At 65.4% G+C, this 22144-nt stretch carries 15 protein-coding genes; 7 read left to right on the forward strand and 8 right to left on the reverse strand.

Going from position 1 to position 22144, the window contains the following annotated elements:
* Window positions 1-71: 71 nt before the first annotated feature.
* The 7 genes from ppk1 to FDY95_RS09300 all read right to left on the reverse strand — a co-directional run bounded on the left by ppk1 (window position 72) and on the right by FDY95_RS09300 (window position 11464).
* Window positions 72-2168 carry a polyphosphate kinase 1 gene (gene ppk1, locus FDY95_RS09270; RefSeq protein WP_138077019.1) on the reverse strand — a complete coding sequence of 699 codons (2097 nt, stop codon included), beginning with the start codon at window positions 2166-2168 and terminating at the stop codon, window positions 72-74.
* Window positions 2169-2269: 101 nt separating this feature from the next.
* On the reverse strand, window positions 2270-2767 hold the full coding sequence (sixA, locus tag FDY95_RS09275) for a phosphohistidine phosphatase SixA (RefSeq protein WP_138077021.1): 498 nt from the start codon (window positions 2765-2767) through the stop codon (window positions 2270-2272).
* A gap of 161 nt (window positions 2768-2928) precedes the next feature.
* Window positions 2929-4638: a GEVED domain-containing protein gene (locus FDY95_RS09280; protein ID WP_138077023.1), complete on the reverse strand. Its 1710-nt coding sequence runs from the start codon at window positions 4636-4638 to the stop codon at window positions 2929-2931.
* 270 nt (window positions 4639-4908) lie between these two features.
* Entirely contained in the window at window positions 4909-6186 is a 1278-nt protein-coding gene (locus tag FDY95_RS09285; protein WP_138077025.1) for a M43 family zinc metalloprotease, read from the reverse strand.
* Between the two features lie 220 nt (window positions 6187-6406).
* The gene (hflX, locus tag FDY95_RS09290) at window positions 6407-7771 is read right to left on the reverse strand and encodes a GTPase HflX (protein ID WP_138077027.1); all 1365 of its coding nucleotides are present in this window, start codon (window positions 7769-7771) and stop codon (window positions 6407-6409) included.
* 104 nt (window positions 7772-7875) lie between these two features.
* Window positions 7876-8754: a GNAT family N-acetyltransferase gene (locus FDY95_RS09295; RefSeq protein WP_138077029.1), complete on the reverse strand. Its 879-nt coding sequence runs from the start codon at window positions 8752-8754 to the stop codon at window positions 7876-7878.
* 94 nt (window positions 8755-8848) lie between these two features.
* Window positions 8849-11464 (reverse strand): glycoside hydrolase 5 family protein, encoded by a 2616-nt coding sequence (locus FDY95_RS09300; RefSeq protein WP_138077031.1) that lies wholly within the window; start codon window positions 11462-11464, stop codon window positions 8849-8851.
* A 421-nt stretch (window positions 11465-11885) separates the two neighbouring features.
* On the opposite strand from FDY95_RS09300, the gene FDY95_RS09305 reads away from it, so the two are divergent.
* The 6 genes from FDY95_RS09305 to rfbC all read left to right on the forward strand — a co-directional run bounded on the left by FDY95_RS09305 (window position 11886) and on the right by rfbC (window position 18259).
* A complete protein-coding gene (locus FDY95_RS09305) occupies window positions 11886-12635 on the forward strand; it encodes a hypothetical protein (RefSeq protein WP_138077033.1) in 750 nt (249 codons plus the stop codon).
* A gap of 83 nt (window positions 12636-12718) precedes the next feature.
* Window positions 12719-13471 (forward strand): hypothetical protein, encoded by a 753-nt coding sequence (locus FDY95_RS09310; RefSeq protein ID WP_138077035.1) that lies wholly within the window; start codon window positions 12719-12721, stop codon window positions 13469-13471.
* An 83-nt stretch (window positions 13472-13554) separates the two neighbouring features.
* Window positions 13555-14304, forward strand: a complete 750-nt coding sequence (locus FDY95_RS09315; RefSeq protein WP_138077037.1) for a hypothetical protein — start codon at window positions 13555-13557, stop codon at window positions 14302-14304.
* 374 nt (window positions 14305-14678) lie between these two features.
* Window positions 14679-16118, forward strand: a complete 1440-nt coding sequence (locus tag FDY95_RS09320) for a T9SS type A sorting domain-containing protein (protein ID WP_138077039.1) — start codon at window positions 14679-14681, stop codon at window positions 16116-16118.
* Between the two features lie 402 nt (window positions 16119-16520).
* Window positions 16521-17639, forward strand: a complete 1119-nt coding sequence (locus FDY95_RS09325) for a glycosyltransferase family 4 protein (RefSeq protein ID WP_138077041.1) — start codon at window positions 16521-16523, stop codon at window positions 17637-17639.
* Window positions 17640-17713: 74 nt separating this feature from the next.
* On the forward strand, window positions 17714-18259 hold the full coding sequence (gene rfbC, locus FDY95_RS09330; RefSeq protein WP_138077043.1) for a dTDP-4-dehydrorhamnose 3,5-epimerase: 546 nt from the start codon (window positions 17714-17716) through the stop codon (window positions 18257-18259).
* 80 nt (window positions 18260-18339) lie between these two features.
* Here the strand turns inward: rfbC and FDY95_RS09335 are convergent, their stop codons facing one another.
* The gene (locus FDY95_RS09335) at window positions 18340-19662 is read right to left on the reverse strand and encodes a UDP-N-acetylmuramoyl-tripeptide--D-alanyl-D-alanine ligase (RefSeq protein WP_246073973.1); all 1323 of its coding nucleotides are present in this window, start codon (window positions 19660-19662) and stop codon (window positions 18340-18342) included.
* A 102-nt stretch (window positions 19663-19764) separates the two neighbouring features.
* On the opposite strand from FDY95_RS09335, the gene FDY95_RS09340 reads away from it, so the two are divergent.
* Window positions 19765-22047, forward strand: coding sequence for a T9SS type A sorting domain-containing protein (locus tag FDY95_RS09340; RefSeq protein ID WP_138077046.1), 2283 nt, complete (start codon window positions 19765-19767; stop codon window positions 22045-22047).
* Window positions 22048-22144: the final 97 nt, after the last annotated feature.

The following is a 22144-nucleotide window of genomic DNA, read 5'->3' on the forward strand; positions in this document are numbered from 1 at the left end:
TACGCCTTCCTGCGGTTGCTTCGGCTACGCCTCGCAATGACTGCCACTCGCGCCGGGGCTTGTGGCTCCGCCTACTTGCGGCGCTTTTTGCGCAGGTAGTCGTAGGTGGCCTGCTGGGCGCGCACGGGCTTTTCCTCGGCGGCTTCGCGCAGGTACTGGTTTTGCCAGTCGCGCGACTTTTGGTTGTCCTGGCGCTGCAGGTCGAGCAGGTGGCGCACTTCGCGGCGCACGTCCGGGTCGTAGAGGGGGAAGGCCACTTCCACCCGCCGGTCCAGGTTGCGCGACATCCAGTCGGCCGAGGCCACGTAGATGCGCTCCTGCCCGCCGTTGCCGAACACGTACACCCGGGCGTGCTCCAGGTAGCGGTCCACCAGGCCGCGCTGCTGAATGTTCTCGCTCTGGCCCGCCGCACCCGGCACCAGGCACGAAATACCGCGGATGAGCAGCTCCACCCGCACGCCGGCCTGGCTGGCCTCGTAGAGCTTGCGGATAATGGCCTCGTCCTGCAGCGCGTTCAGCTTCAGAATGATGTAGGCCTCTTGCCCCGCTCGGGCGTGCTCGATTTCCACGTCGATGAGCAGGTTCAGCCGCTGGCGCAGCTCGAAGGGTGCCACCAGCAAGTGGCCGAAGGGCGCGGGCGTTTCGCGGGAGCGGAAGAAGTCGAAGATGCGGGCCACCTCGCCGGTCAGCCGCTCGTCGGCGGTGAAGAGGCCGTGGTCGGCGTACACGTGGGAGGTGTCCTCGTTGAAGTTGCCGGTGCTCAGGTAGGCGTAGTGCCGCGGCGCGCCCTCTTCCGGCCGCGTGATGAGCAGCAGCTTGGCGTGCACCTTCAACTCGGGCACCCCGTAGATGACCACCGCGCCGGCCCGCTCCAGCTTCTCGGCCCAGCGAATGTTGGATTCCTCGTCGAAGCGGGCCTTCAGCTCCACTACCACGGTCACGCGCTTGCCGTTTTTGGCGGCCTTCAGCAGGGCTTTGGCCACCTCGCTCTTGCTGGCTACGCGGTAGAGCGTGATGCTCACGTCGGTTACGGCCGGGTCCTTGGCCGCTTCCTTGATCAGGCGCGGCACGTAGTCGAACGACTGGTAGGGGTAATGGATCAGGTGGTCGTGCCGGGCCACGGCAGCCAGCAGGCTTTCCTCCTTGGCCCGCGGCAGCGAGGGGTGGGGCAGGGCATTCTGCGGCGGGTACTGTAGCTCCTTCAGCCCGAAGCCCGGGAAGCCGAAAAAGTCGCGGAAGTTGTGGTAGCGGCTGCCCTCCACCAGCTCGTCCTTGCCGATGCCGGTCTTTTGCATCACGGCCCGCAGCGCGGCCTTAGGCATGGTGGGGTCGTAGAGCAGGCGGGCGGGGTAGCCGGTTTCGCGCTTCTGCAGGCTGCTCTTGATTTTGGCCAGCAGGTTGCCCGATACTTCCTCCTGAATGTCCAGCTCCGCGTCGCGCGACATCTTGATGCTGCTCACTTCCACCGTCTGGTACTTCGGAAACAGCTCGTGGGCGCAGCAGCGCACCACATCATCGAGGAACATCACGTAGTGCTCGGGGCCCGCGTCGGGCAGCTGCACGAAGCGGCCGCCGTGGCGCTTGGTGGGCAGCTCCATCACCAGCACGCGCTCCTCGTCCTCGGCCTTTTTGCCCTTCACGTGCCCCGAGAGGTACACGGTGAGGTAGGTGACCTGGTCTTTCAGGAACAGGTGGTGCAGGTTATCGTCGAGCACGATGGGGGACAGCAGATCCTGCACCCGGGCGCGGAAATATTCCTTGACCCACTGCCGCTGCTCGGCCGTGAGGTCGTGCTCCGTGACGAGGTGAATGTGCTGGCGGTGCAGCTCGGGCAGGATCTGGTTGCGAAACGTGTCGCCGAACAATTCCTGCTGTCGGCCCACTTCGGCCAGCACCTGCTGCAGCTGCTGGGCCGGGTCTTCTTCGCCCAGCTTCGCCAGGGTTTTGCGCTTGAGGTTCTGCAGGCGGCGCAGCGTGGCCACGCGCACCTTGAAGTACTCGTCGAGGTTGGAGGAGAAGATGGCCAGGAACTTCAGGCGTTCCAGCAGCGGAACCTCGGGGTTCTGGGCTTCCTGCAGCACGCGGGCGTTGAAGGTCAGCCAGCTTTGTTCGCGGTTGAGCAGCGTCGGCTCCGGGGGCGGTGGTGTGGTGAGGGCGTCGTGCGGCATCTTGTCAATGAGTGAATAAGTGAATGAGCGAATGAGTGAATGGAAAGGATAGCCGAACGACAATCACTCATTCACTCATTCGCCCATTCACTCATTGAATATCAGTCTTCGTGGTTTTTCGGCGTGTCCACGAAGTACAATTCGGCGTTGTGGCGGTGGGCGTCGGCCCAGTGCTCGGTCTGGAAGTGCAGGCACACCACGGCGGCCGTGGTCATTTCGTGCACGGCACTGGGCGAGAGATAGTTCACCGTATCGGTGATGGTGGGGTTATGGCCCACCAGCAGCACGCTGTTCACGTCATCGGGCAGCTCCTGCACGATGCCCACCAGCCGGTCGAGGTCGGCTTCGTAGATGCCGTCGAGCACCTGAATGCGCTCAGGCGGGTAGTTCAGTTCCTTGGCCACCAGGGCAGCGGTGCTCAGGGCCCGCACGGCCGGGCTGCTCACCAGCAAATCCAGCTGAATGTTGCGCTCGGCCAGGGCCTGGCCCATTTGAGGCGCGTCGGTGCGGCCGCGGTTGTTGAGGGGGCGTTCTTTGTCGCTGAGCCCGTCGAAGTTCCAGCTCGACTTGGCGTGGCGCATCAGGTACAGGATTTTCATCGTGGGAGGGGAGAGGTGGCAGTAGCGGGCTTCTTTACTGTAGCCCGCCGAAAATAGTTATCAGCCCCGGCGGCGCCAAAAGCAAAACCCGCCCCGCCGGGCGGCGGAGCGGGTTTGCAAAGAGGTGAGTGAGGCGGCGTCGGGCGCCGCTTGGAGTAAGCTTATTGCTTCACGAAGCGCTGGTGTACCACCGTGTCGCCGTCCTTCAGGCGCAGGGTGTACACACCGGCCGGCAGCTGCTGCACTTCCAGCATGCCCGAGCCGTCGTAGCGCACCTGCTTCATGCTGGCGCCGCGGGCGTCCAGCACTTCCACCTGCACGTCACCGGCTTTGTGGTTGGACGGCAGCACCAGGTTCAGCACGTCGCTGGTCGGGTTCGGGAACAGCTTGTAGTCGGCCAGCGTGGCCTTAGCCGATTCCGAGGTGCGCAGGCCGCCGGTGATGTTCACCGTGTAGTCTTCGGTTTCGCCGTAGCTGTAGCTGCCGCAGCTGGTGGTGGCCGAGGCGTCGCTCATCACCACGCGCATGCGGGTCGCACCGTTTTTGGCCGTGCTGGGCACCGTGAAGGCGCTGCTCAGCGTGGTGCTCACGTTGCTGCTGCGGCTGGCTACCAGCTCCCCGGCGTCGGTAAATACGCCGTTCTGGTTGTAGTCGATGTACACTTTCCAGTACTCGGTGTAAGCCGAGCTGGCGAAACCGGCCGAGTAGTAGATGGTCTGGGCCGAGCCCGCGGCCAGCGTGGTGCTGCTGGCGGTGCCGTCGTAGTAGCCGGCGTTGGCGGCCGAGGTGCGGTTGATGGAGCCCAGCTGCACCAGGTCAATCCACTCGTAGCTCACGCTCGTGCCTTTCGAGGCGCAGTAGGTCGGGGTGGTACCGCCGCCACCGCCGGGAGCCGTGCCGCCCACCGAGGTCAGCAGCCCTACGCGGGCGCCGCCGGTAGCAAACAGCGCGTTCATGCGCGACGACTGGCCGGTCGAGAACATGTACATGGCTGCGTCGTCCACGTAGTCCATGTAGTTCATGAACATGTCGCTGGTGTTCGAGCAGGAGGGGTTGGGGTAGGTCGGCGTGCCGTAGTTTTCGTCGGCCTGGTTGGGCGTGTCCGATACGTTGTCGGTGCCGGTGCAGGCGGTGCCGTCGTCACCCCAGATGTGGTTCAGGTTCAGCCAGTGGCCTACTTCGTGGGTAGCGGTGCGGCCCAGGTTGAAGGGTGCTACGGCCGAGCCGCCTTTGCCGAAGGCCGTGGTCAGGATAACCACGCCGTCGGTAGCGGCCGCGCCGCCGGGGAACTGCGCGTAGCCCAGCACGCCGCCCGAGAGATTACACACCCACAGGTTCAGGTACTTGCTGGAGTTCCACGCGTCGAGGCCGCCGGTGCTGGCCTTTTTCATCGCGTCGTTGGTGCCCCAGGAGGTGGTAGAAGTCTGCTTCCGCTCGATGCCAGTGGTAGCGGCGCCGGTAGGCGTCTGCTTGGCCAGCACGAACTGAATGCCGACGTTGGCCACCAGCCCGGCAAACGCCGACGGAGTCTTGGTGTAGTCGGAGTTGGTTTTGCTGTAGTCCTGGTTCAGTACGTCGAGCTGCGACTGAATCTGGGCATCAGAAATGTTCTGGGCCGAGGTGTTATAGAGCACGTGTACCACCACCGGGATGGTGATGACGGCGTTGGTGCGCTGGGCGTCGTTGCTCTTGCCGGACACGTAGGCCTGGGCCTGGGCTTCGATAGCGGCACGACGGGCGGCCAGCGAGGGGTCGGCCGCCAGCTGGGCCTGCAGGTTTTCAACGGTAGCGCACTGGCGAACCGACTGTGCCTGCGCGGCAGAGGTCAGCAAGCCCAGGCACGCCAAGGCAGCGTAAACGGTTTTCTTCATAAAAGGGGGTTGGTTGTGGAAAAGGGGAACGGTATGACTTTTTGAAAGTCGCGGTGGCAATCTTTGAAATTATTGCTTGGCTAACAAGTGTTTGTTGAAAAATTATTCAAAAAAAGTATTGCTAATCCCTGCAGGTGTAAATAAAGCCTGCAACAAATTGCGGTTTTGTCAGGCCGACCGTCAAGGCTTAGTACAACTATCCGCTAATGCAAAAAGCGTTCATTCCGCGCGGAATGAACGCTTTTTGCATTAGCGGGGAGGCTTGTCCGGCTACTCCTTCATGAAGCTTTTCTGCACCGTCTGCTGGCCGTCGTTGATGGCAATGCGGTACAGGCCCTTGTTCAGGCCCTGCACGTCTACCCGACCGGTGGCGGCATTGTAGCGGGCACCTTTCATCAGCTGGCCGTGGATGTCATACACCTGCACGCTCACGTTGGCGGTGCGCGTACCCACGTTGGCATCGGTCAGCGTCAGGGTCGAGGTCGCCGGGTTCGGGAACAGCGAGTACGAGGTCAGCGCCGTGCGCGGTGAGGTACCGCCGTTCGAAGTCAGCAGCGAGGCGCGGGCACCACCCGAGCCGAACAGCGCGTTCATGCGCGAGGACTGGCCGGTGGTGAACATGTACATGCACTGGTCGTAGGTGTAGTCCATGTAGTTCATCGACATGTCGCCCTGGTTGCTGCAGGTCACGTGCGGGAAAGCCGGGCAGCCGCCGTTGCTGGTCTGCTGGGTGGGCGTGTCGGCCACGAGGTCGTTGCCGCAGCTGGCATCACCCCAGATGTGGCGCAGGTTCAGCCAGTGGCCTACTTCGTGGGTAGCGGTGCGGCCCTTGTTGTAGTTGGTAGCCGCGCCCCCGGGCACCGAGGAGTACAGCACCACCACGCCATCGGTGGCAGCCGCGCCGCCGGGGAATTGCGCGTAGCCCAGTAGGCCCTGGCCCAGGTTGCAGAGCCACAGGTTCAGGTATTTATTAGCCGGCCAGGCGTCGCTGCCGCCCTTGCTGGAGTACTTCACGAAGTCGTTTGAGCTGAACGAGCGGGTCTTGGTGGATTTGCGCACCACGCCGGTAGTAGCCGCGCCGTTCGGGTCGCGCTTGGCCAGCACGAACTGGATGTTGGTGTTGGCGGCCAGGCCGGCGTAAATCGAAGGCGTGTTGGCCGCGTCGGCGTTCAGCTTGGCGTAGTCCGCGTTCAGGGTGGCAATCTGCGCGTCGATCTGCGACTGCGGCACGTTCTGCGCGGCCGTGTTGTACACCACGTGCACCACCACCGGGATGGTCACCACGGCGTTGGTGCGGTTCATGGTCGGGTTGGCCACGAAGCTGCGCGTCTGGGCTTCGATGGCGGCCAGGCGCTGGCTCATGGCCGGGTCGGCGGCAATCTGCTGGGCCAATACCTCCATCGAGGCGCATTGGCGGCCAGGGGCGCCGGGCATTTCCACCTGGGGCTGGGCGCTCTGGGCAATGGCGCGGGCCGCATCCTGCGCCGTAGCGGGCAGCAGGGCGGCAAAGCTCAAACCGAAAGTGAGGGCGTAGAACGTTTTCTTCATAGAAGGGTTTGGTGGTTGTGTTGGCGGAGTTGTCTGGTAATAGACGAATTACTGTACAGAAAAGCAAAAAATAGGTTGCTAATTTTTAAATAGTGCAAATTATATGTGTCTATCAATAAGGAAAATAAAATGTTGATGACGGCTGGATTGGCCAAAAAGAAGAGCCTGGCCAACGGCCAGGCTCTCGCAAAAACAGGACTATGAAGGGATAGGCGCCGGCCTATTCTTCGACGCTGTAGGCCGATAAGTCGGGGAAGGGCGGATGGCCGGGGTATTGCTGCGCGTAGAGCGCACGCAGGCGGCGCGAAATCATGGTGCGCAGTTCGTCGATGTTCTGACGCTCCTGGGCCGAGATGAAAATGACCGGATCGTGGAGGCGGGCCATGTAGGAAGCCTGCAGCTGCTCCAGGGTGGGGCGCTGCTGCACGTCGTCGGCGTGGTGCAGGTCCTCGGCGTGGTCGGGCTCCACGTCGTGCAGGTGGGCGGCCGGGTCCACGTCGGTCTGGTACTGGTCGATTTTGTTGAACACCAGGATGGTCGGCTTTTCGGCCGCGCCGATGTCCTTGAGCGTGTCGTTGACGACCTGAATGTGCTCCTCGAACATGGGGTGCGAAATGTCGACCACGTGCAGCAGCAGGTCGGCTTCGCGGATTTCGTCCAGCGTCGACTTAAAGCTCTCGATCAGGCGCGTGGGCAGCTTGCGGATAAACCCGACGGTATCGGAGAGCAGGAAGGGCACGTTGTCGAGCACCACCTTGCGCACCGTCGAGTCGAGGGTGGCGAAGAGCTTGTTTTCGGCAAACACGTCGGCGCGGCTGAGCAGGTTCATCAGCGTGCTCTTGCCCACGTTGGTGTAGCCGACGAGGGCCACGCGCAGGGTGCCGGCGCGGGCCTTGCGCTGCACCTGGCTTTGCTTGTCGAACTCCTGCAGTTGGTCTTTCAGCAGGCTGATCCGGTCGCGCACCACGCGGCGGTCGGTTTCGATTTCCCGTTCGCCCGGGCCGCGCATGCCCACGCCGCCACGCTGCTTGTCCAAGTGGCTCCAGAGGCCGGTGAGGCGGGGGAGCAGGTACTGGTACTGGGCCAGCTCCACCTGGGTGCGGGAGGTAGCCGTTTTGGCGCGCGAGGCGAAGATGTCGAGGATGAGCAGGGTGCGGTCGAGGATTTTCACCTTCAACTCGGCTTCCAGGTTGCGCAGCTGCGAGGGCGAGAGGTCGTCGTCGAAGATGACCACGCTGCTGTTGTGGTGCTGCACGTAGGCGCGGATTTCCTCCAGCTTGCCCGAGCCGACGAAGGTGCGCAGGTCGGGCTTTTCGAGCTTCTGGATAAAGCGCTTGGTGGGCACGGTGCCGGCCGTTTCGGTTAGAAAGGCCAGCTCATCGAGGTACTCGGTGGTCAGCGCGTCGTCCTGGCGCTTGTCGGGCACGGCCACCAGCACGGCGGTTTCCTGCTCGGCGGAGGTTTCGTAGGTGGCGTCTTTGTTGCCCTTGGCCAGAATGCGGCCGGCGCGGCCCTTCACCGTATCGTGGGCGCCGGGGTGGCGGGTGCTGTTGGTGCGACGTTTGGAAGCGGGGCGGTTTGCCATGGAATGGTAGTCGGGAGCGGGAAAAAGGGGAAGCTGGGGCTGCCTGTCACATACGGCAAAAGTAACGCGAGGGTAACGCGCCTACGCCGTAGCCAGGGTCAGGGCTATTTCAGCGTGAGGCTGTAGGCGGCCACCTGCTCGATCTGCTCGGGCGTGAGCTGGCCCTTGAAGGCGGGCATCTTGCCCATGCCGTTCGTGACCATGTATGCCCGGCCCATCTGGTTGAGGTTGCTCTTGGTCAGGTCGTGGGCACCGTTGAGGCCGCGCTTGCCGTCGGGGCCGTGGCAAAGGGCGCAGTTCTGCTCGAACAGGGCCTGGCCCGCATCGACCAAGCCAACGGCATCGGCGGGCGCGGCGGTCGGCGGGGCAGTGGCGTTGTCGGCCTCGCCGCCGCAGCTGCCCAGGGCCAGCAGCAGGATCAGGCCGGCGGCCCGTAGCGGCGCGGCCAGTGACACCGGGGCGGCCACCGGGCGCAGGCGGCCCCACTGCCAGACTTCGCCCCAGTTCGGGTCGAGCACCGGGCCTTCGTAGGCCATACCCGCTTTTTCCAGCACCCGACAGGAGGCGTTGCGCTGGGGCTGGGTCAGGGCCGTCACGCGGCGTACGGCGGGCTGCGCGAAGGCGTACTGCACCAGGGCCTGGGCCGCTTCGGTGGCCAGTCCTTGCCCGCGGTAGGCATCAGCCACGCTGTAGCCGAGTTCCACCGCGCCCTGCTCATCGGGGCGGCCCTTGAAGCCCGCCAGCCCGATGAGCCGCTGATCGGCCCGGTGCACGAGCAGGTAGATCCACCAGGGCGCCAGGCCCGGGTCGCGGCGCAGGTGCTGGTAGCCGGGGGCCAGGGCTTGCCGGGCTTCCTCCGAGCCGGGCCAGCCGGCTTCGGCGGCCACGCCCAGCACGGCGGCCAGCACGTGGTGGCCGGCCAGCGCGGCTTCGAAGTGAGCCGGCGTACACGGAATCAGCTGCAGGCGCGGGGTGGTGAGCATGGGGTGAGGGCGGGTGGAACGAAGCAGCAAGGTACGGCCAAACGCGCGGGCCCCGGTCGTCCGGTCTCCATTTGCCTCGGACTTCGCCCCGCCCTTACTGCAGCTGCACCGACTCGATATCTACCTGCAGCGGGCTGCCCATGGCCGGCCCGTCGACCACGATTTGCAGCACCTCCGCGTCAGCGAGGCGCAGCTGGGCGGGCTGGGTGGCGGGCTGGAAGTGCAGGGGCAGAAAGCCGGGGTAAGGGCGCGGGGTGATAAGCAGCGGGGCTGGCTGCAGGCGGCTGAGCGGGATGCGCACGGTTTGCCAGTCCGCAGTCAGCGTGAGCGGGGCGGCATAGGCCGCCGCATTCCTGGTGACGAGCAGCACCTGTACCGCGGCGCCGGGCTGGCTCGTGCGGGCGCGCACCAGCAGCTCTTGGGCGCCGGCCAGCTCCCCGGTGCGGCCCTGCAGCTGATCGGCAAAGTAGGCCCGCAGGCTCACGGCCGGGGCCGTTTCGGATGTGCTGGCTCCCGTTTTGGGTACCGGCACCACCAGACGCAGGGTCAGTTCGCCCGCAGGCGTGGTCACGTAATCGGCCCAGCCGGAAAAGGCGTTTTCGGTGCCGCGCACTTCCACCCGGCGCTGGTCGTGGCCGGCGCGGAATAGCGGCAGCGGGCTGCCCGCCGCCACAATGGGCACTTCCCAGTGCTCCTGGGAGTAGAAGTCCCAGTCGGAGGGCTGGCCCGGCACGGCGCCGGGGAAGGTCAGCGTCGGCAGGCCCTTCGACTTATCCTGTGGCTTCAGCACCACCCAGTAGCGCAGCAGACCGGGGTACAGCAGTTCGGCGGGCACGGTGGCTTCGGCGGTGAAAATGTTCAGGCGCGTCATGGGCAGGCGCAGGGTGCGGCCGTAGAAGTGCTGGGCCACTAGTAGCAGGCTGTCCCGTAGCTCCGCGCCGGCCACCTGTACGCGCAGCCGCAACGGCTGGCCCGCCGTAGTTTGCGGAGGCGGAGTTGCCTGCACCGCCCCCGTACCTATGACGGGCTCTGACAGCAAGAAGTGCCGTGGGGCCACGAACTCGCTCAGGCCAAGCGCACCCACTTTGGCATCTTGCGTTATCGACTTCTGCGCGTCCTGGTCGCGCACCGCAAGCAGGTAGGTACCCGGCCGCACCCGCAGCTTGCCATCCTGCGCCCGTTGCTCGGCACGGTTGCCCGTGTCGAGGCCGCGCAGCGTGAACGACGCGCCCAGGTCGGGCAGCTGCACCCGTAGCGGCTGCTCGTTCCATTGAATGCTGGTCACCACCTTCCGCAACGACGTCTTCTCGAACGGGTCCCGCACCGGCACGGCATCGGGCATGACTTCCAGGCGCCACACGCCGGGGGCCAGCCGGTCGAGGAAGTAGGCGCCGGTGCCGGCGTACGTGACGACCGGCGAGGAGCCCACACCGGCCAGGTGCCGCAGCTTCGTCGGTTTCTTCGGGGCGGTGCGGGTGGTGTTGGTGTAGTAGAATTCCTCGTCGGTGTTCATCTCGCTGAGCTGCTCCCGGTAGCTGACGCGGAACGGGCCGAACACCGAATCGGCGGGGTAGCGGCGAAACTGCTGATTGCGCCGCACCGTGCGAAACACCTTGCCCGCGATGAGCAGGCTGATGGCCTTGCTCGGGGTGTAGGCCAGGTTCAGGTAGTGCGTCTGGTACTCGGTGTTAAATGGCGCAATGGCCAGCGGGTCGTAGGCAAACTGCGTGGCCCACTGAAACCCGGCCTCCCGGAAGCTGCGGGCCATCATCGGGTACATGATGGGCTGCAGCACGTCGGCCGACTCGAACTCGTACACCATCCTGGCCCGGCGCCGGAAGCGCGGGTCGTTGCGGTAGGGGATGGGGTACTGGTCGACGTAGGGCAGCAGGTTGCCGCGCAGCTCGTGGCCGCTCACCAGGCCCTGCGGGTACCACTGAAAGGTCAGCCCGTCCACGTTGGCGTCGAGGATGGCCTCGTGCACGGCGTAGTTTTCGGCGATGTTGTAAAAAATAGGCTTACTGAGGCCGGTAGCCCGCATGGCCCGCACCATGCGGTTGGCAAAGTCCGTCACCTGTGCTTTGGGCTCGTGGTAGCGCGGCTCGTTGCACACCTCGAAGGCAATGATGTCCGGGTCGTCGCGCAGCAGCAGTTTGGTGTAGGGGTTCTGGTGGTTGAGGAACTGCGTCAGGTACCGCTCCTGGGCCGCAATGGCGCGCGGGTTCACGTAGGCCTCGGCCTTGGAATAGATGCTGGAAAAGCCGGTGCCCGAGTCCGGCTCGGGGTAGCCGTTGTTCCAGTAGGCAATGGGCGTCAGAATGGTCTTGATGCCGCGCTGCTTGAGTTCGGCCAGTAGAAAATCGAGCAGCCGCAGGTGTTCGTTCGGCTGCAGATTGCCCAGGGTATCGGTGATTTCCACGTCCCAGACGTGTACCCGGAAGGCGTCGACGCCCAGCCGGGCCAGGTGGTACACGTCCTGCCGAATGGCCTGCTCCACATCAGCTCCTACGGCCTGGTGCGCCCGGTAGGCATGGGCAAAAGGCGCGGTATAGTTCACCCCGAACAGGGCTACCTCACGCTTGGTATCCTCCCAGCGCAGCACGCCCTGCTTATCGACGAACACGCCCGCCGTTGGTTTTTGTTGGGCCGAAGCCGGGAATGAAAAGCCGCACAGCAGCGGCAGCAGCAACAGAAAACGCAGAAAATTCATCGATAAGCAAGCCAGAGCTGAACGGGCAACGGGAGCGGTGGGCTAGCGCGGGTCTATGTCCCGCCAGGAATGCCGGCAGGTTTTGGGGACCGAAGCAGGAGCCGGCGGCAAAGGTACGGCCTGGCTCGTGCGGGGCCTCCGCAACGAGTACGCCGCCCGTGTGGCTCCAGCGGCAGCGCGCCGCGCCGGGTGGTCACAAATCCTATACTGAGCAAAGGAAGAAAAAGCAGGATGTTTTGCTTAAGTGGCTGTTGGCTAAGCGGTTGGTTTTTGTGGGGGGGTAAATGCGCCGGGTGCCCGGTGGTGGCCGCGTCACGGGCGCGGGGCGTTCTTCCTGGCGTGCCGGGGCCGGGTGGCCGTGCTTTGCCGCCCTATGCCGCGCCGGGGCTAGCTTGCCGGCGCACTCATGTTCGCTTAGCTTATGCTCCGTTTCAGTTTCGCCACGCTCTGCCTGGCCGCCTGCGCGCTGGCCGCCCGGGCCCAGGCGCCTGATACCACGACCACCCATCGGCACGAGTTGGGGCTGACGGCCAGCCCGGTGCTGAACCGGTTTTTCACCCGCAACCGCGCCCTGCCCGTGGGCCTGCTCTACAAGCGGCGCCTGGGCACCGGTGGCCGCGCCTTGCGCCTGGGCGCGCAGGGCAGCTACCAGCGGCAGCAGCGCGACGACCCGTACTGGCCCACCGTCAACGACGACTTCGACTACCGCACCACCCAGCTGGAGCTGAGCGCGGGCCTGGAGTGGGTGCGCCCACTCGGTCGGCGCTGGGCCGTGGCCGCCGGGGCCGATGTGGGCGCCGGCTACCGCCGCGAGTACCGGTACCGGCTCACCTTCAACACGGGCAACACCGGCATCCGTGACCAGAACGGCAACCCCGTGCCTGTGTATGAGGAAGAGGAGTTTACTTTCACTTATCGCACAGCAGTGCTGCGTCCTTTCACTGCCTTACGACTCTATGTCACGCCTTGGCTCTACACCAGCTTCGAGGCAGCCGTAACGGGCTCTTTTACCCGTTTTCGCACAGACGGCAGCGCCAGAAGAGTACGGACAGACACTAACGAAGCGTACATACAGACATATAATGGCAGTCCGCTTTACAGAGAGGATGCCTGGAATTTACGCTTGCAACTTCTCTGTCAGGTGACGGTGCATTACTGCTTCGGCAGATAACCTAATCCCGTTTTTCGTCTTATGAAACACGTTCACAAGCTCCTGGCGGGCTTGGCGTGGATTCACTACCGCTTTGCTTGTCGATGAAGTACTACCGCGCTCTGTTACCGCTGCTGGCGGGGCTTCCTATCACTTCTGCGCAGGCCCAGGCGCCTGATACCACGACCACCCACCGGCACGAGTTGGGGCTGACGGCCAGCCCGGTGCTGGACCGGTTTTTCACCCGCAACCGCGCCCTTCCCGTGGGCCTGCTCTACAAGCGGCGCCTGGGCACCGGTGGCCGCGCCTTGCGCCTGGGCGCGCAGGGCAGCTACCAGCGGCAGCAGCGCGACGACCCGTACTGGCCCACCGTCAACGACGACTTCGACTACCGCACCACCCAGCTGGAGCTGAGCGCGGGCCTGGAGTGGGTGCGCCCACTCGGTCGGCGCTGGGCCGTGGCCGCCGGGGCCGATGTGGGCGCCGGCTACCGCCGCGAGTACCGGTACCGGCTCACCTTCAACACGGGCGACACCGGCATCCGCGACCAGAACGGCAACCCCGTCCCCGTCTACCAAGAAGATCGTTCCACCTTTACCTACCGCACGGCGTTGCTGCGCCCTTTCGCCTCCGTGCGTTTCTATGTTACGCCCTGGCTCTACGCCAGCCTTGAAACCAGTATTACTGGCTCCTACACTCGGCTTGATGATGTGTTTTATTCTAAAAGGGTACGTACTGATACCAATGAAGCATACATCCAGACTATCAATGGAAACCCTTTGACCATAGACTATGACTGGCATTTGCGACTACATCTCATCCGTCAGGTGACGGTGCATTACTGCTTCGGCAGGTAACCTAATCCCGTTTTTCGTCTTATGAAACACGTTCACAAGCTCCTGGCGGGCTTGGCGTGGATTCACTACCGCTTTGCTTGTCGATGAAGTACTACCGCGCTCTGTTACCGCTGCTGGCGGGGCTTCCTATCACTTCTGCGCAGGCCCAGGCGCCTGATACCACGACCACCCACCGGCACGAGTTGGGGCTGACGGCCAGCCCGGTGCTGGACCGGTTTTTCACCCGCAACCGCGCCCTTCCCGTGGGCCTGCTCTACAAGCGGCGCCTGGGCACCGGTGGCCGCGCCCTGCGCCTGGGCGCGCAGGGCAGCTACCAGCGGCAGCAGCGCGACGACCCGTACTGGCCCACCGTCAACGACGACTTCGACTACCGCACCACCCAGCTGGAGCTGAGCGCGGGCCTGGAGTGGGTGCGCCCACTCGGTCGGCGCTGGGCCGTGGCCGCCGGGGCCGATGTGGGCGCCGGCTACCGCCGCGAGTACCGGTACCGGCTCACCTTCAACACGGGCGACACCGGCATCCGCGACCAGAACGGTAACCCCGTCCCCGTCTACGAGGAAAGCCGCAACACTTTTACTACGCACTCATTGTTCGTGCGTCCGTTTGCTTCTCTACGCTTCTACTATACAGCTTGGCTTTATATCAGCTCCGAAACCAGTATTACCGGCTCCTACGCTAAGCTGCGAATCGATACCGAATCAAAGCGGGTCAGACTAGACACCAATGAAGCGTTTGTTCGATCCTACAGTGACCCTCTGACAATAGATTATAGCTATGAACTGCGGCTGCAACTCCTCCGTCAGGTGACGGTGCATTACTGCTTCGGCAGATAACCTAATCCCGTTTTTCGTCTTATGAAACACGTTTACAAGCTCCTCGGGGGCTTGGCAGCTGCGCTATTGTCGTTGCTGTCCGCTCCCCTCGCCTCAGCCCAGAACTGGCGTACATCAAGGAAGTATGTCCGGGCGAAACGCGCAGCTACACGCTGGGCAATATCCCGGCGGGCTGGCGCCTGAAAAGCACCCCTGCCAGTATTCAGAATGGCTCATTGACAAATACGCCGTCCATTTCCTCTAGCCAGGCGGCCACGTTTACCGTCCAATGGAACGATGCGTGGCCCGGCAAGATCACGCCGCAACTGGAAAGCCCCCGTTTTGATAATAATGGAAATATAACCGGCTACGATCCTGCCACCGCCCCGGATGCTTTGGTCGAGCTGCTCTCGGTCAAGTCGCTGAGCGGCTGGACGCCGGGGCCCGTTAGCGGGCCGGCCACCATCGACCCGTGCAGCAGCGGGCAGGCGTACACCTACTCCGTGCCGCAGCGCGAGTTTCCCAGCGCCCCGGGCGACGTCATCACCACCTACGTCTGGCGGGTGCCCGCGGGCTGGCAAGTGCAAAACGTGGCGCCCGACGCGCAGGGCGAGTACGTGACCGGCCGCGCCATCACCGTGGTGGTGCCCGCCGGCGGCGCCAACGGGCAGGTGCAGGCGCGGGCCTACAGCTCCACCTGCAACTTCCAGAACCTGGCCCTGTCGCTCAAAACCTACGTCAGCGACTGGGTGACGCTCGGCGTCACGCGCACGCCGGCGCTGAGCGTGGCACCGGCCAACCCGAGCCTGACCTGCGGCGATACTCGCCCGCTCACGTTCACGGCCGCGCTGAGTCCGGCCATCGGCAACCCGGTCATCAACTGGACCTACCCCGCGGGCTGGACGGGACCGGCCACGGGGGCCTCCGTGACGGTGACGCCCAGCGGCACGGGCGGCGGCACCGTCACGGCCTCGGCCGTGTATAGCTGCGTGACGCCGGCCGTGAGCGTCTCGCAGGCGGTTTCGGTGGGCTTCAGCCCGCAGGTGGCCCCGCCCACGCTCAGCGGCCTGCCGCAGCCCGTAGGGGAGGTGCAAGTGCTGTGCCAGCCCACCACCGTGACGGCCAGCGCCCCCGGCGCCACCAGCTACGCCTGGACGACCACCGGCTCGCTGCGCGTCAACGGCAGCACCACGGCCACCGGCGCCAGCGTCACGGTGGGCTCGGCCACGGGCGGCGGCAGCGGCACGGTACAGGTGCAGGCCCTCAACGCCAGCTGCGCCGCCAGCGACCCGCGAGGCTTTCAGGCCAGCTACGGCCCGCCGCAGCCCGAGGAGCTGACCTACAACGACCGTGACCTGTGCAATACCGGCATCGTGTTCTTCTCGGTCCGGGCCGCCGACCCCGCCGCCACGTTTCAGTGGTCCATCAGCGGCAGCGGGGCCCGGCTGCGCTTCGGCTCCACCGGCAGCCAGGTATCCGTTTACATCACCGATCCGCAGGGGACGTTCGACCTGTCGGTGGAAGCGCGTAACAGCTGCAACCCCGCGCCCGCGCCGGTCAACCCCGTGCAGGTGGGCACCTTCTTCTGCGCTGACTTCGACTACACCTGCGGCATGGGCAGCGCCCGCGCCGCCGCCTACCCCAACCCCGCCGACGAGTCCCTGACCGTGCGCGGCAACGCCGGGGCCACCCTCTACGACGCCGCCGGCGCACCGGTAGCGCGGCTGGCGCCGGGGCAGCACCAGCTGCGCACCCGCGGGCTGCCGGAGGGCGCGTATTTCCTGCAGCTGCCCGGCCGCCCGGCCCGGCAGCGGGTGCAGGTACGCCACCGCTAGCGGCGCCCGGCCGGACCCGTTTTCGCCGCGGCCTCGCCGCTTCCGGAATGCGTTGGCGTATCCGGGAGCGGCGAGGCCGCTTCCCGCGCCGCGTCGACGACCCGGCGCAACGCCTCCACGGGCGTAGCCGCCGCTTCAAGGGCCATCACGGCGGCGTCAAGAGCCTTGCGGATGCCCTGTCCGGCTTCTCAATTACCCTTCGGGGCGCGTCAACGGCTTTGGCTGGGGCCTCAACGAGGGCAGCTGCCCGTCAACGGCTGTAACCGCCTCCTCAACCTGGTCAACCGAGCGTCAACAAGGTCAACCGAGCATCAACTGCCCAACCGACCTGCCCGATGCGGCGTAGCCCCGCGGCTCGTGCTACCTTTGCCGCACCGGTGCCCAACCCGCGCCGGCTTTTTTATGCGCGTTGCCATCGTCATCAATACCAGCTGGAACATCTGGAACTTCCGCCGCAACCTCGTGCGCGCCCTGCAGGCGGCCGGCCACGAGGTGCTGGCCATTGCCCCCCCGGATGATTATTCCGCCCGGCTGGAAACCGAGCTGGGCTGCCGCTACGTGCCCATCCCGATGGAAAACAAGGGCACCAACCCGGTAAAGGATGCCGCCCTCACGCGCCGCTTCTACCAGATTTACCGCCGCGAGCGGCCCGACGTCATCCTGCACTACACCATCAAGCCCAACATCTACGGCACCATCGCGGCCAAGCTGGCGGGCATCCCCTGCGCCAACAACGTGTCGGGCCTCGGCACGGTGTTTATCGTGCAGAATATGGTGAGCAAAGTGGCCCTGGGCCTGTACCGTTTCGCGTTCCAGTTCCCGAAGCGGGTGTTTTTCCAGAACGACGACGACCGGCAGCTGTTTCTGCAACACAAGCTGCTGCGCAAGGAAATTACCGACCTCGTGCCCGGCTCCGGCATCGACGTGGACAAGTTTCGCCCCGACCCCGCCGCCCCGGTGCGCCACGAGCCCTTCACCTTCCTCATGATTGCCCGCGTGCTCTACGAAAAGGGCGTGGAGGAATACTTCGAAGCCGCCCGGCAGGTGCGCCAGGCCGTGCCCGGCACCCGCATTCAGCTGCTCGGCGGGATTGATGAGTCGGGTGGAGTCGGGGTGAAGCGCGCCGTGTTCGAGGAATGGATGAAAGCCGGCAACGTGGAGTACCTCGGCACCTCCGACGACGTGCCCGCCCACATCCGGCAGGCCGACTGCGTGGTGCTGCCCTCGTACCGCGAAGGCACCCCCAAAACCCTGCTCGAAGCCGCCGCCCTGGGCAAGCCCCTGGTCACCACCGACGTGCCCGGCTGCCGCGAAACCGTCGTCGACGGCGACAACGGCTACCTCTGCCAGGTGCGCTCCTCGGGCGACCTGGCGGCCAAGATGCTGCGGGTGCTCGGCCTGCCCGACGCCGAGCTGCGGCGCATGGGCCAGGCCTCGCGCCGCCTGGCCGAAACCAAGTTCGACGAGCGGCTGGTGCTCGACAAATACCTGCGTACCGTGGCCGAAATCGGCCGCCGCTAATTCCACTTCCGGCCGCTGCTGCGTAGTTTTCGGCGCCGGCCGCCTCTCCCCATGCCTCTCCCTTTGCTTGCCCGATGGAAGTAATTCAACACCCGATCAACGGAGTTATCGAACTGGTGCCGCGCGTGTTCGGCGACGCCCGCGGTACGTTTTTCGAGTCGTTCAGCGCCCGGCTGCTGGCCGAAAAGGCCGGCATCGAGGAAGACTGGGTGCAGGACAACCAGTCCATTTCGGCCGCCGGCGTGCTGCGCGGCCTGCACTTTCAGCGCCCGCCCTACGCCCAGGCCAAGCTGGTGCGCGTGGCCCGCGGCCGCGCCCTCGACGTGGTGGTGGACATCCGCCGCGACTCGCCCACCTTCGGCCAGCACACCAGTACCCTGCTCACGGCCGAGCGCGCCAACATGCTCTACGTGCCCGTCGGCTTCGCCCACGGCTTCCTGGCCCTGGACGACGACACCATCTTCCTCTACAAGTGCTCGAACTACTACCACCCGGCTTCGGAGGGCGGGCTGCTCTGGAACGACCCCGCCCTCGGCATCGACTGGGGGGCCGACGCCCCCAACGTGTCGCCCAAAGACGAAATTCTGCCCCGCCTGAGCGAACTGGCGTCGCCGTTTTAGGTGAAATAGCGAGATGGTGAAATGGTGAGTTGACGTTCATGAGGCCGGATGCCAGAACGTCAACTCACCATTTCACCATTTCACAACTCACCAACCAGCGTTTCCAGGCCCATGCCGCGGGAGCCTTTCACCAGGATGAGGCGGCCTTCCAGCGGATGTTCGTGCAGCCAGTGGGCCGCCTGAGCCTTGGTGGCGAAGTGGCGGAATCCCGGGCGCTGGGCCCGCTGCATCTCGGTGCCGATGAGCAGCACCAGGCCGAATTCCTGGCGGGCCAGCAGGTCGCCGAGGGCGTGGTGCTCGGCGGCGCTTTCGTCGCCCAGCTCAAACATATCGGCCAGGATAGCCACTTTGCGGGCCGCCTCGCCGGGCCGGGCGGCCAGGCTGGCAATGGCCGCGGCCATCGACGACGGATTGGCGTTGTAGGCGTCCAGAATCAGCTCGTTGAGCTCAGTACGTACCAGCTGGGAGCGGTTGTTCTTGGGGTCGTAGGCGGCCAGGGCGGCGGCAATATCCGCCGACGGCACGCCGAAGTGCGCCCCCACGGCGGCGGCGGCGGCCAGGTTCACGAAGTTGTAGGCCCCGGTGATGGTGGCTTCCACCGGCGTGCCGTCGAACAGGCGCATGGCCACCTGCGGGGCGGCTGTGAGCAGCTCGGCCGGGTAGGTGTCGCCCGGGCTCGGGTAGGTCACGCGCGCGGGCACCAGCTGGCCCAGCGCGGGCAGGCGCGCGTCCTGGGTGTTCACGAAGGCCGTGCCGCCGGTTTCGGCCAGGTAGCGAAACAGCTCCCCCTTGCCTTTGGCCACACCCTCGGCCCCGCCGAAGCCTTCGAGGTGGGCCTTGCCGATGTTGGTAATGAGCCCGTGCGTGGGCTCGGCGTAGCGGCAGTAGCTGTCGATTTCGCCCTGGTGGTTAGCCCCCATTTCCACCACGGCCATGTCGTGCTGCTGCGGGTCGATGCTGAGCAGGGTCAGCGGCACGCCGATGTGGTTGTTGAGGTTGCCGCGGGTGTATTGCACCCGGTAGCGGCGGCTGAGCACGGCGCTGAGCAGCTCCTTGGTGGTGGTTTTGCCGTTAGAGCCCGTCACGGCCACCACGGGCATGCTGAGCTGCTGGCGGTGGTAATGGGCCAGCTCCTGCAGGGCCAGCAGTGTGTCGGGCACGTAGGCGTAGCGCGCCGGGTCGGTGGCGGCCAGGGCGGCATCGTCGACCACGGCCACGCGGGCGCCCTGGGCCAGGGCCTGCGGGGCAAAGTCGGCGCCGCGGAAAGAAGGGCCGTTCAGGGCCACGAACAGGGTCTGGTCCTGGGGCTGGCGCGAGTCGGTGCTCACGCGGCGGCACTGCTGAAAGTGGGCGTAGAGGTCAGGAATGGAAATCGGCGACATACCGGCGGGGGTGGCGTACATTGGGAACGGAACCAAACCGCTCCGGCGCAAATTTTGCTGTTTGTTCCAACCTAATTTTCTTTTTCAGGATCATTCCTGACGATTACCCCCACTTCCTCCGCTATGCTGCGTCGTTTACCCGCCTTACTGGCCCTGCTGCTGCCGCTGAGCGTGGCCGCCCAAACCAGCCGCTTCGGCTTTGAGTACCGCCCCCGCCTGGCCACGGTGCTGGTCGCCGGCGACACCCTGCGCCAGGCCTGGGTGGGCGGCTTCGATAGCCCGCAGTTTTCCAACATCGACCTCAACGGCGACGGGCAGCAGGATCTGTTCGTGTTTGAGCGCATGACGGGCCGCGTGCTCACCTTCCTGAACGCGGGCACGGGCGCCAACAAGCGTTGGGTATACGCCCCCGACTACGAAACCATCTTCCCCGCCGACCTGACCAACTGGGTCCTGCTGCGCGACTACGATTGCGACGGCCGCCCCGACCTCTGGGCCTCGAACAACGGGTCCGACGTGCGCCTGTACCGGAACGTAGCCGGCGCCGGCGGGCGGCCCACCTTGCAGCTCGTTAGCGCGCAGCTGGAGTCGCAGCAAATCGACGGGCGGCCGTACGTAACCGGCGTCTACGTTAGCCCCTACGACGTGCCGGCCATTCAGGACGTCAACGGCGACGGCAAGCTTGACATCCTGATGATCAGCCCGCTCGGCGGTTCCACCATTCAGTACTACCAGAACATCAGCACGAGCTGCGGCGGGCTCACCTTCAATTACCGCTCGGCCGAAGCCTGGGCGGGCCTGCGCTACTGCGGCCTCTCGGGTACCAGCTACGCCACCGCGGGCACCCAGTGCCGCCCCGCCGATACCGGCCGCCCCAACCACACCAGCGGCGGAGCCCTGCTGCTGCAGGATTTCGACAACGACGGCGACCAGGACCTGCTGATAGGCCGCGACCTAGCCGTGGAGTTGGCCGCCATTCGTAATACCGGCACCAATGCCGCCGCCGCGACCAACGCCAGCAGCGTGCTCACCAGCATTCCGAACGGGGCCGGCCCCGTTTCGGTGACCACCTACCCGGCCCCGTACCTCGTCGACGTGACTTTCGACGGCAAAACGGACTTGCTGGTGGCCTCGGCCCAGGTCGACCATACCGACATGACCAGCCTGCGCAACAACGGCGTGTGGTTCGAAAACACCGGCACGGCTACCGCTCCGGTGTACGTGCGGCGCACCGGCAGCTTCCTGCAAAGCCAGATGCTTGATCAAAGCGAGGCCGCGGCCGCGGCTTTCGGCGACATCGACGGCGACGGCAAGGTAGACATGCTGGTGGCTACCGGCATGGACCAGTACGGAACGCCCTTTTCCAGCCCCGGCTACCGCTCCCAGCTCGCCTACTACCGCAACGTAGGCACGGGCGCGCAGCCGGTGTATAGCCTCGTAACCAGTGACTACCTGGGCCTTTCGGCGCGCAGCTTTGGCAACATGCGCCCGGTGCTGGCCGATCTGAACCACGACGGCGCCCTGGATTTGGCCTTCGGCAGCGCTTACAACGGGTCGTCGTTCATTTTTTACTACCTGAACACGGCCGCCGCCGGGCAGGCGGTAAGCTTTAATACCGCGCAGTTCAACTATCTGGACAGCATCGGCAACGGCGCGCTGGACGCGCCCTGCTTCACCGACGTGGACGGCGACGGGTACCTCGACCTGCTCCTGGGCACTGAGGCCGGCACCAACAGCGGCTCGCTCCGCTATTACCGCCGCAACCCCACCCAACCCCTGGCCACGGGCTTCACGTTGGTCAGCAACGACTACGGCGCCATTCGCCTGGGCAACGGTGCCAAACCCCAGCGCCTGGCTCCCGCCGTGGCCGATGTGGACGGCGACGGCACGCCTGACCTGATGACCGTCGACGGTACCGGCACGATTCACCTGTACGCCAACTACCGCGCCCAGTCCGGTGTGCTCTTTGACCGGACCGATCTGTTCCTAAACACCCTGAACGCGCAGTACGAAACCTCGCGCCTGGGCCGCGGTACCAGTGGCCGCTACCACCTGGCCCTGGCCGACCTCAACGCCGACGGCCGGCCCGAGCTGGTGGCGGGCACCGAAACCGGCGGGCTGCTGCTCTTCGCCCCCCGCAACACCGTGACCAGCGCCCGCACCCGGGCGGCCGAGGCCCTGCCGCTGCAGGTGTACCCCAACCCGGCCCAGGACGTGGTGACCGTGGAAACGCCCACCGCCACCCGCGTAGTGCTGCGCGACCTGCTGGGCCGCGTGATGCAGCAGGCCGATGCCGCCCAGCGCCAGCACCAGCTGAACGTGCGCACCCTGCCCGCCGGCGTGTACCTGCTCGAAGCCACCGACGCCAACGGCCGCCGCGGCGTGCAGCGCCTTACGGTGAAATAGTGAGCTGGTGAACTGGTGAGCTGACGCTCAACGAGCCTGAACGGAAACGGCCCCGACTGCAACTGCAGCCGGGGCCGTTTCGGTGTATAGAAGCTGG

The sequence above is a fragment of the Hymenobacter jeollabukensis genome, from assembly GCF_005771675.1.
GTDB lineage: Bacteria > Bacteroidota > Bacteroidia > Cytophagales > Hymenobacteraceae > Solirubrum > Solirubrum jeollabukense.

Excerpts from the sequence above, each read along its gene's own strand:
- rfbC (WP_138077043.1), top strand. The coding sequence starts at position 17,714 with ATGGAAGTAATTCAACACCCGATCAACGGAGTTATCGAACTGGTGCCG.
- FDY95_RS09315 (WP_138077037.1), top strand. The coding sequence starts at position 13,555 with ATGAAGTACTACCGCGCTCTGTTACCGCTGCTGGCGGGGCTTCCTATC.
- hflX (WP_138077027.1), bottom strand. The coding sequence starts at position 7,771 with ATGGCAAACCGCCCCGCTTCCAAACGTCGCACCAACAGCACCCGCCAC.
- FDY95_RS09310 (WP_138077035.1), top strand. The coding sequence starts at position 12,719 with ATGAAGTACTACCGCGCTCTGTTACCGCTGCTGGCGGGGCTTCCTATC.
- ppk1 (WP_138077019.1), bottom strand. The coding sequence starts at position 2,168 with ATGCCGCACGACGCCCTCACCACACCACCGCCCCCGGAGCCGACGCTG.
- FDY95_RS09300 (WP_138077031.1), bottom strand. The coding sequence starts at position 11,464 with ATGAATTTTCTGCGTTTTCTGTTGCTGCTGCCGCTGCTGTGCGGCTTT.
- FDY95_RS09325 (WP_138077041.1), top strand. The coding sequence starts at position 16,521 with ATGCGCGTTGCCATCGTCATCAATACCAGCTGGAACATCTGGAACTTC.
- FDY95_RS09340 (WP_138077046.1), top strand. The coding sequence starts at position 19,765 with ATGCTGCGTCGTTTACCCGCCTTACTGGCCCTGCTGCTGCCGCTGAGC.
- FDY95_RS09335 (WP_246073973.1), bottom strand. The coding sequence starts at position 19,662 with ATGTACGCCACCCCCGCCGGTATGTCGCCGATTTCCATTCCTGACCTC.
- sixA (WP_138077021.1), bottom strand. The coding sequence starts at position 2,767 with ATGAAAATCCTGTACCTGATGCGCCACGCCAAGTCGAGCTGGAACTTC.
- FDY95_RS09285 (WP_138077025.1), bottom strand. The coding sequence starts at position 6,186 with ATGAAGAAAACGTTCTACGCCCTCACTTTCGGTTTGAGCTTTGCCGCC.
- FDY95_RS09280 (WP_138077023.1), bottom strand. The coding sequence starts at position 4,638 with ATGAAGAAAACCGTTTACGCTGCCTTGGCGTGCCTGGGCTTGCTGACC.
- FDY95_RS09305 (WP_138077033.1), top strand. The coding sequence starts at position 11,886 with ATGCTCCGTTTCAGTTTCGCCACGCTCTGCCTGGCCGCCTGCGCGCTG.
- FDY95_RS09295 (WP_138077029.1), bottom strand. The coding sequence starts at position 8,754 with ATGCTCACCACCCCGCGCCTGCAGCTGATTCCGTGTACGCCGGCTCAC.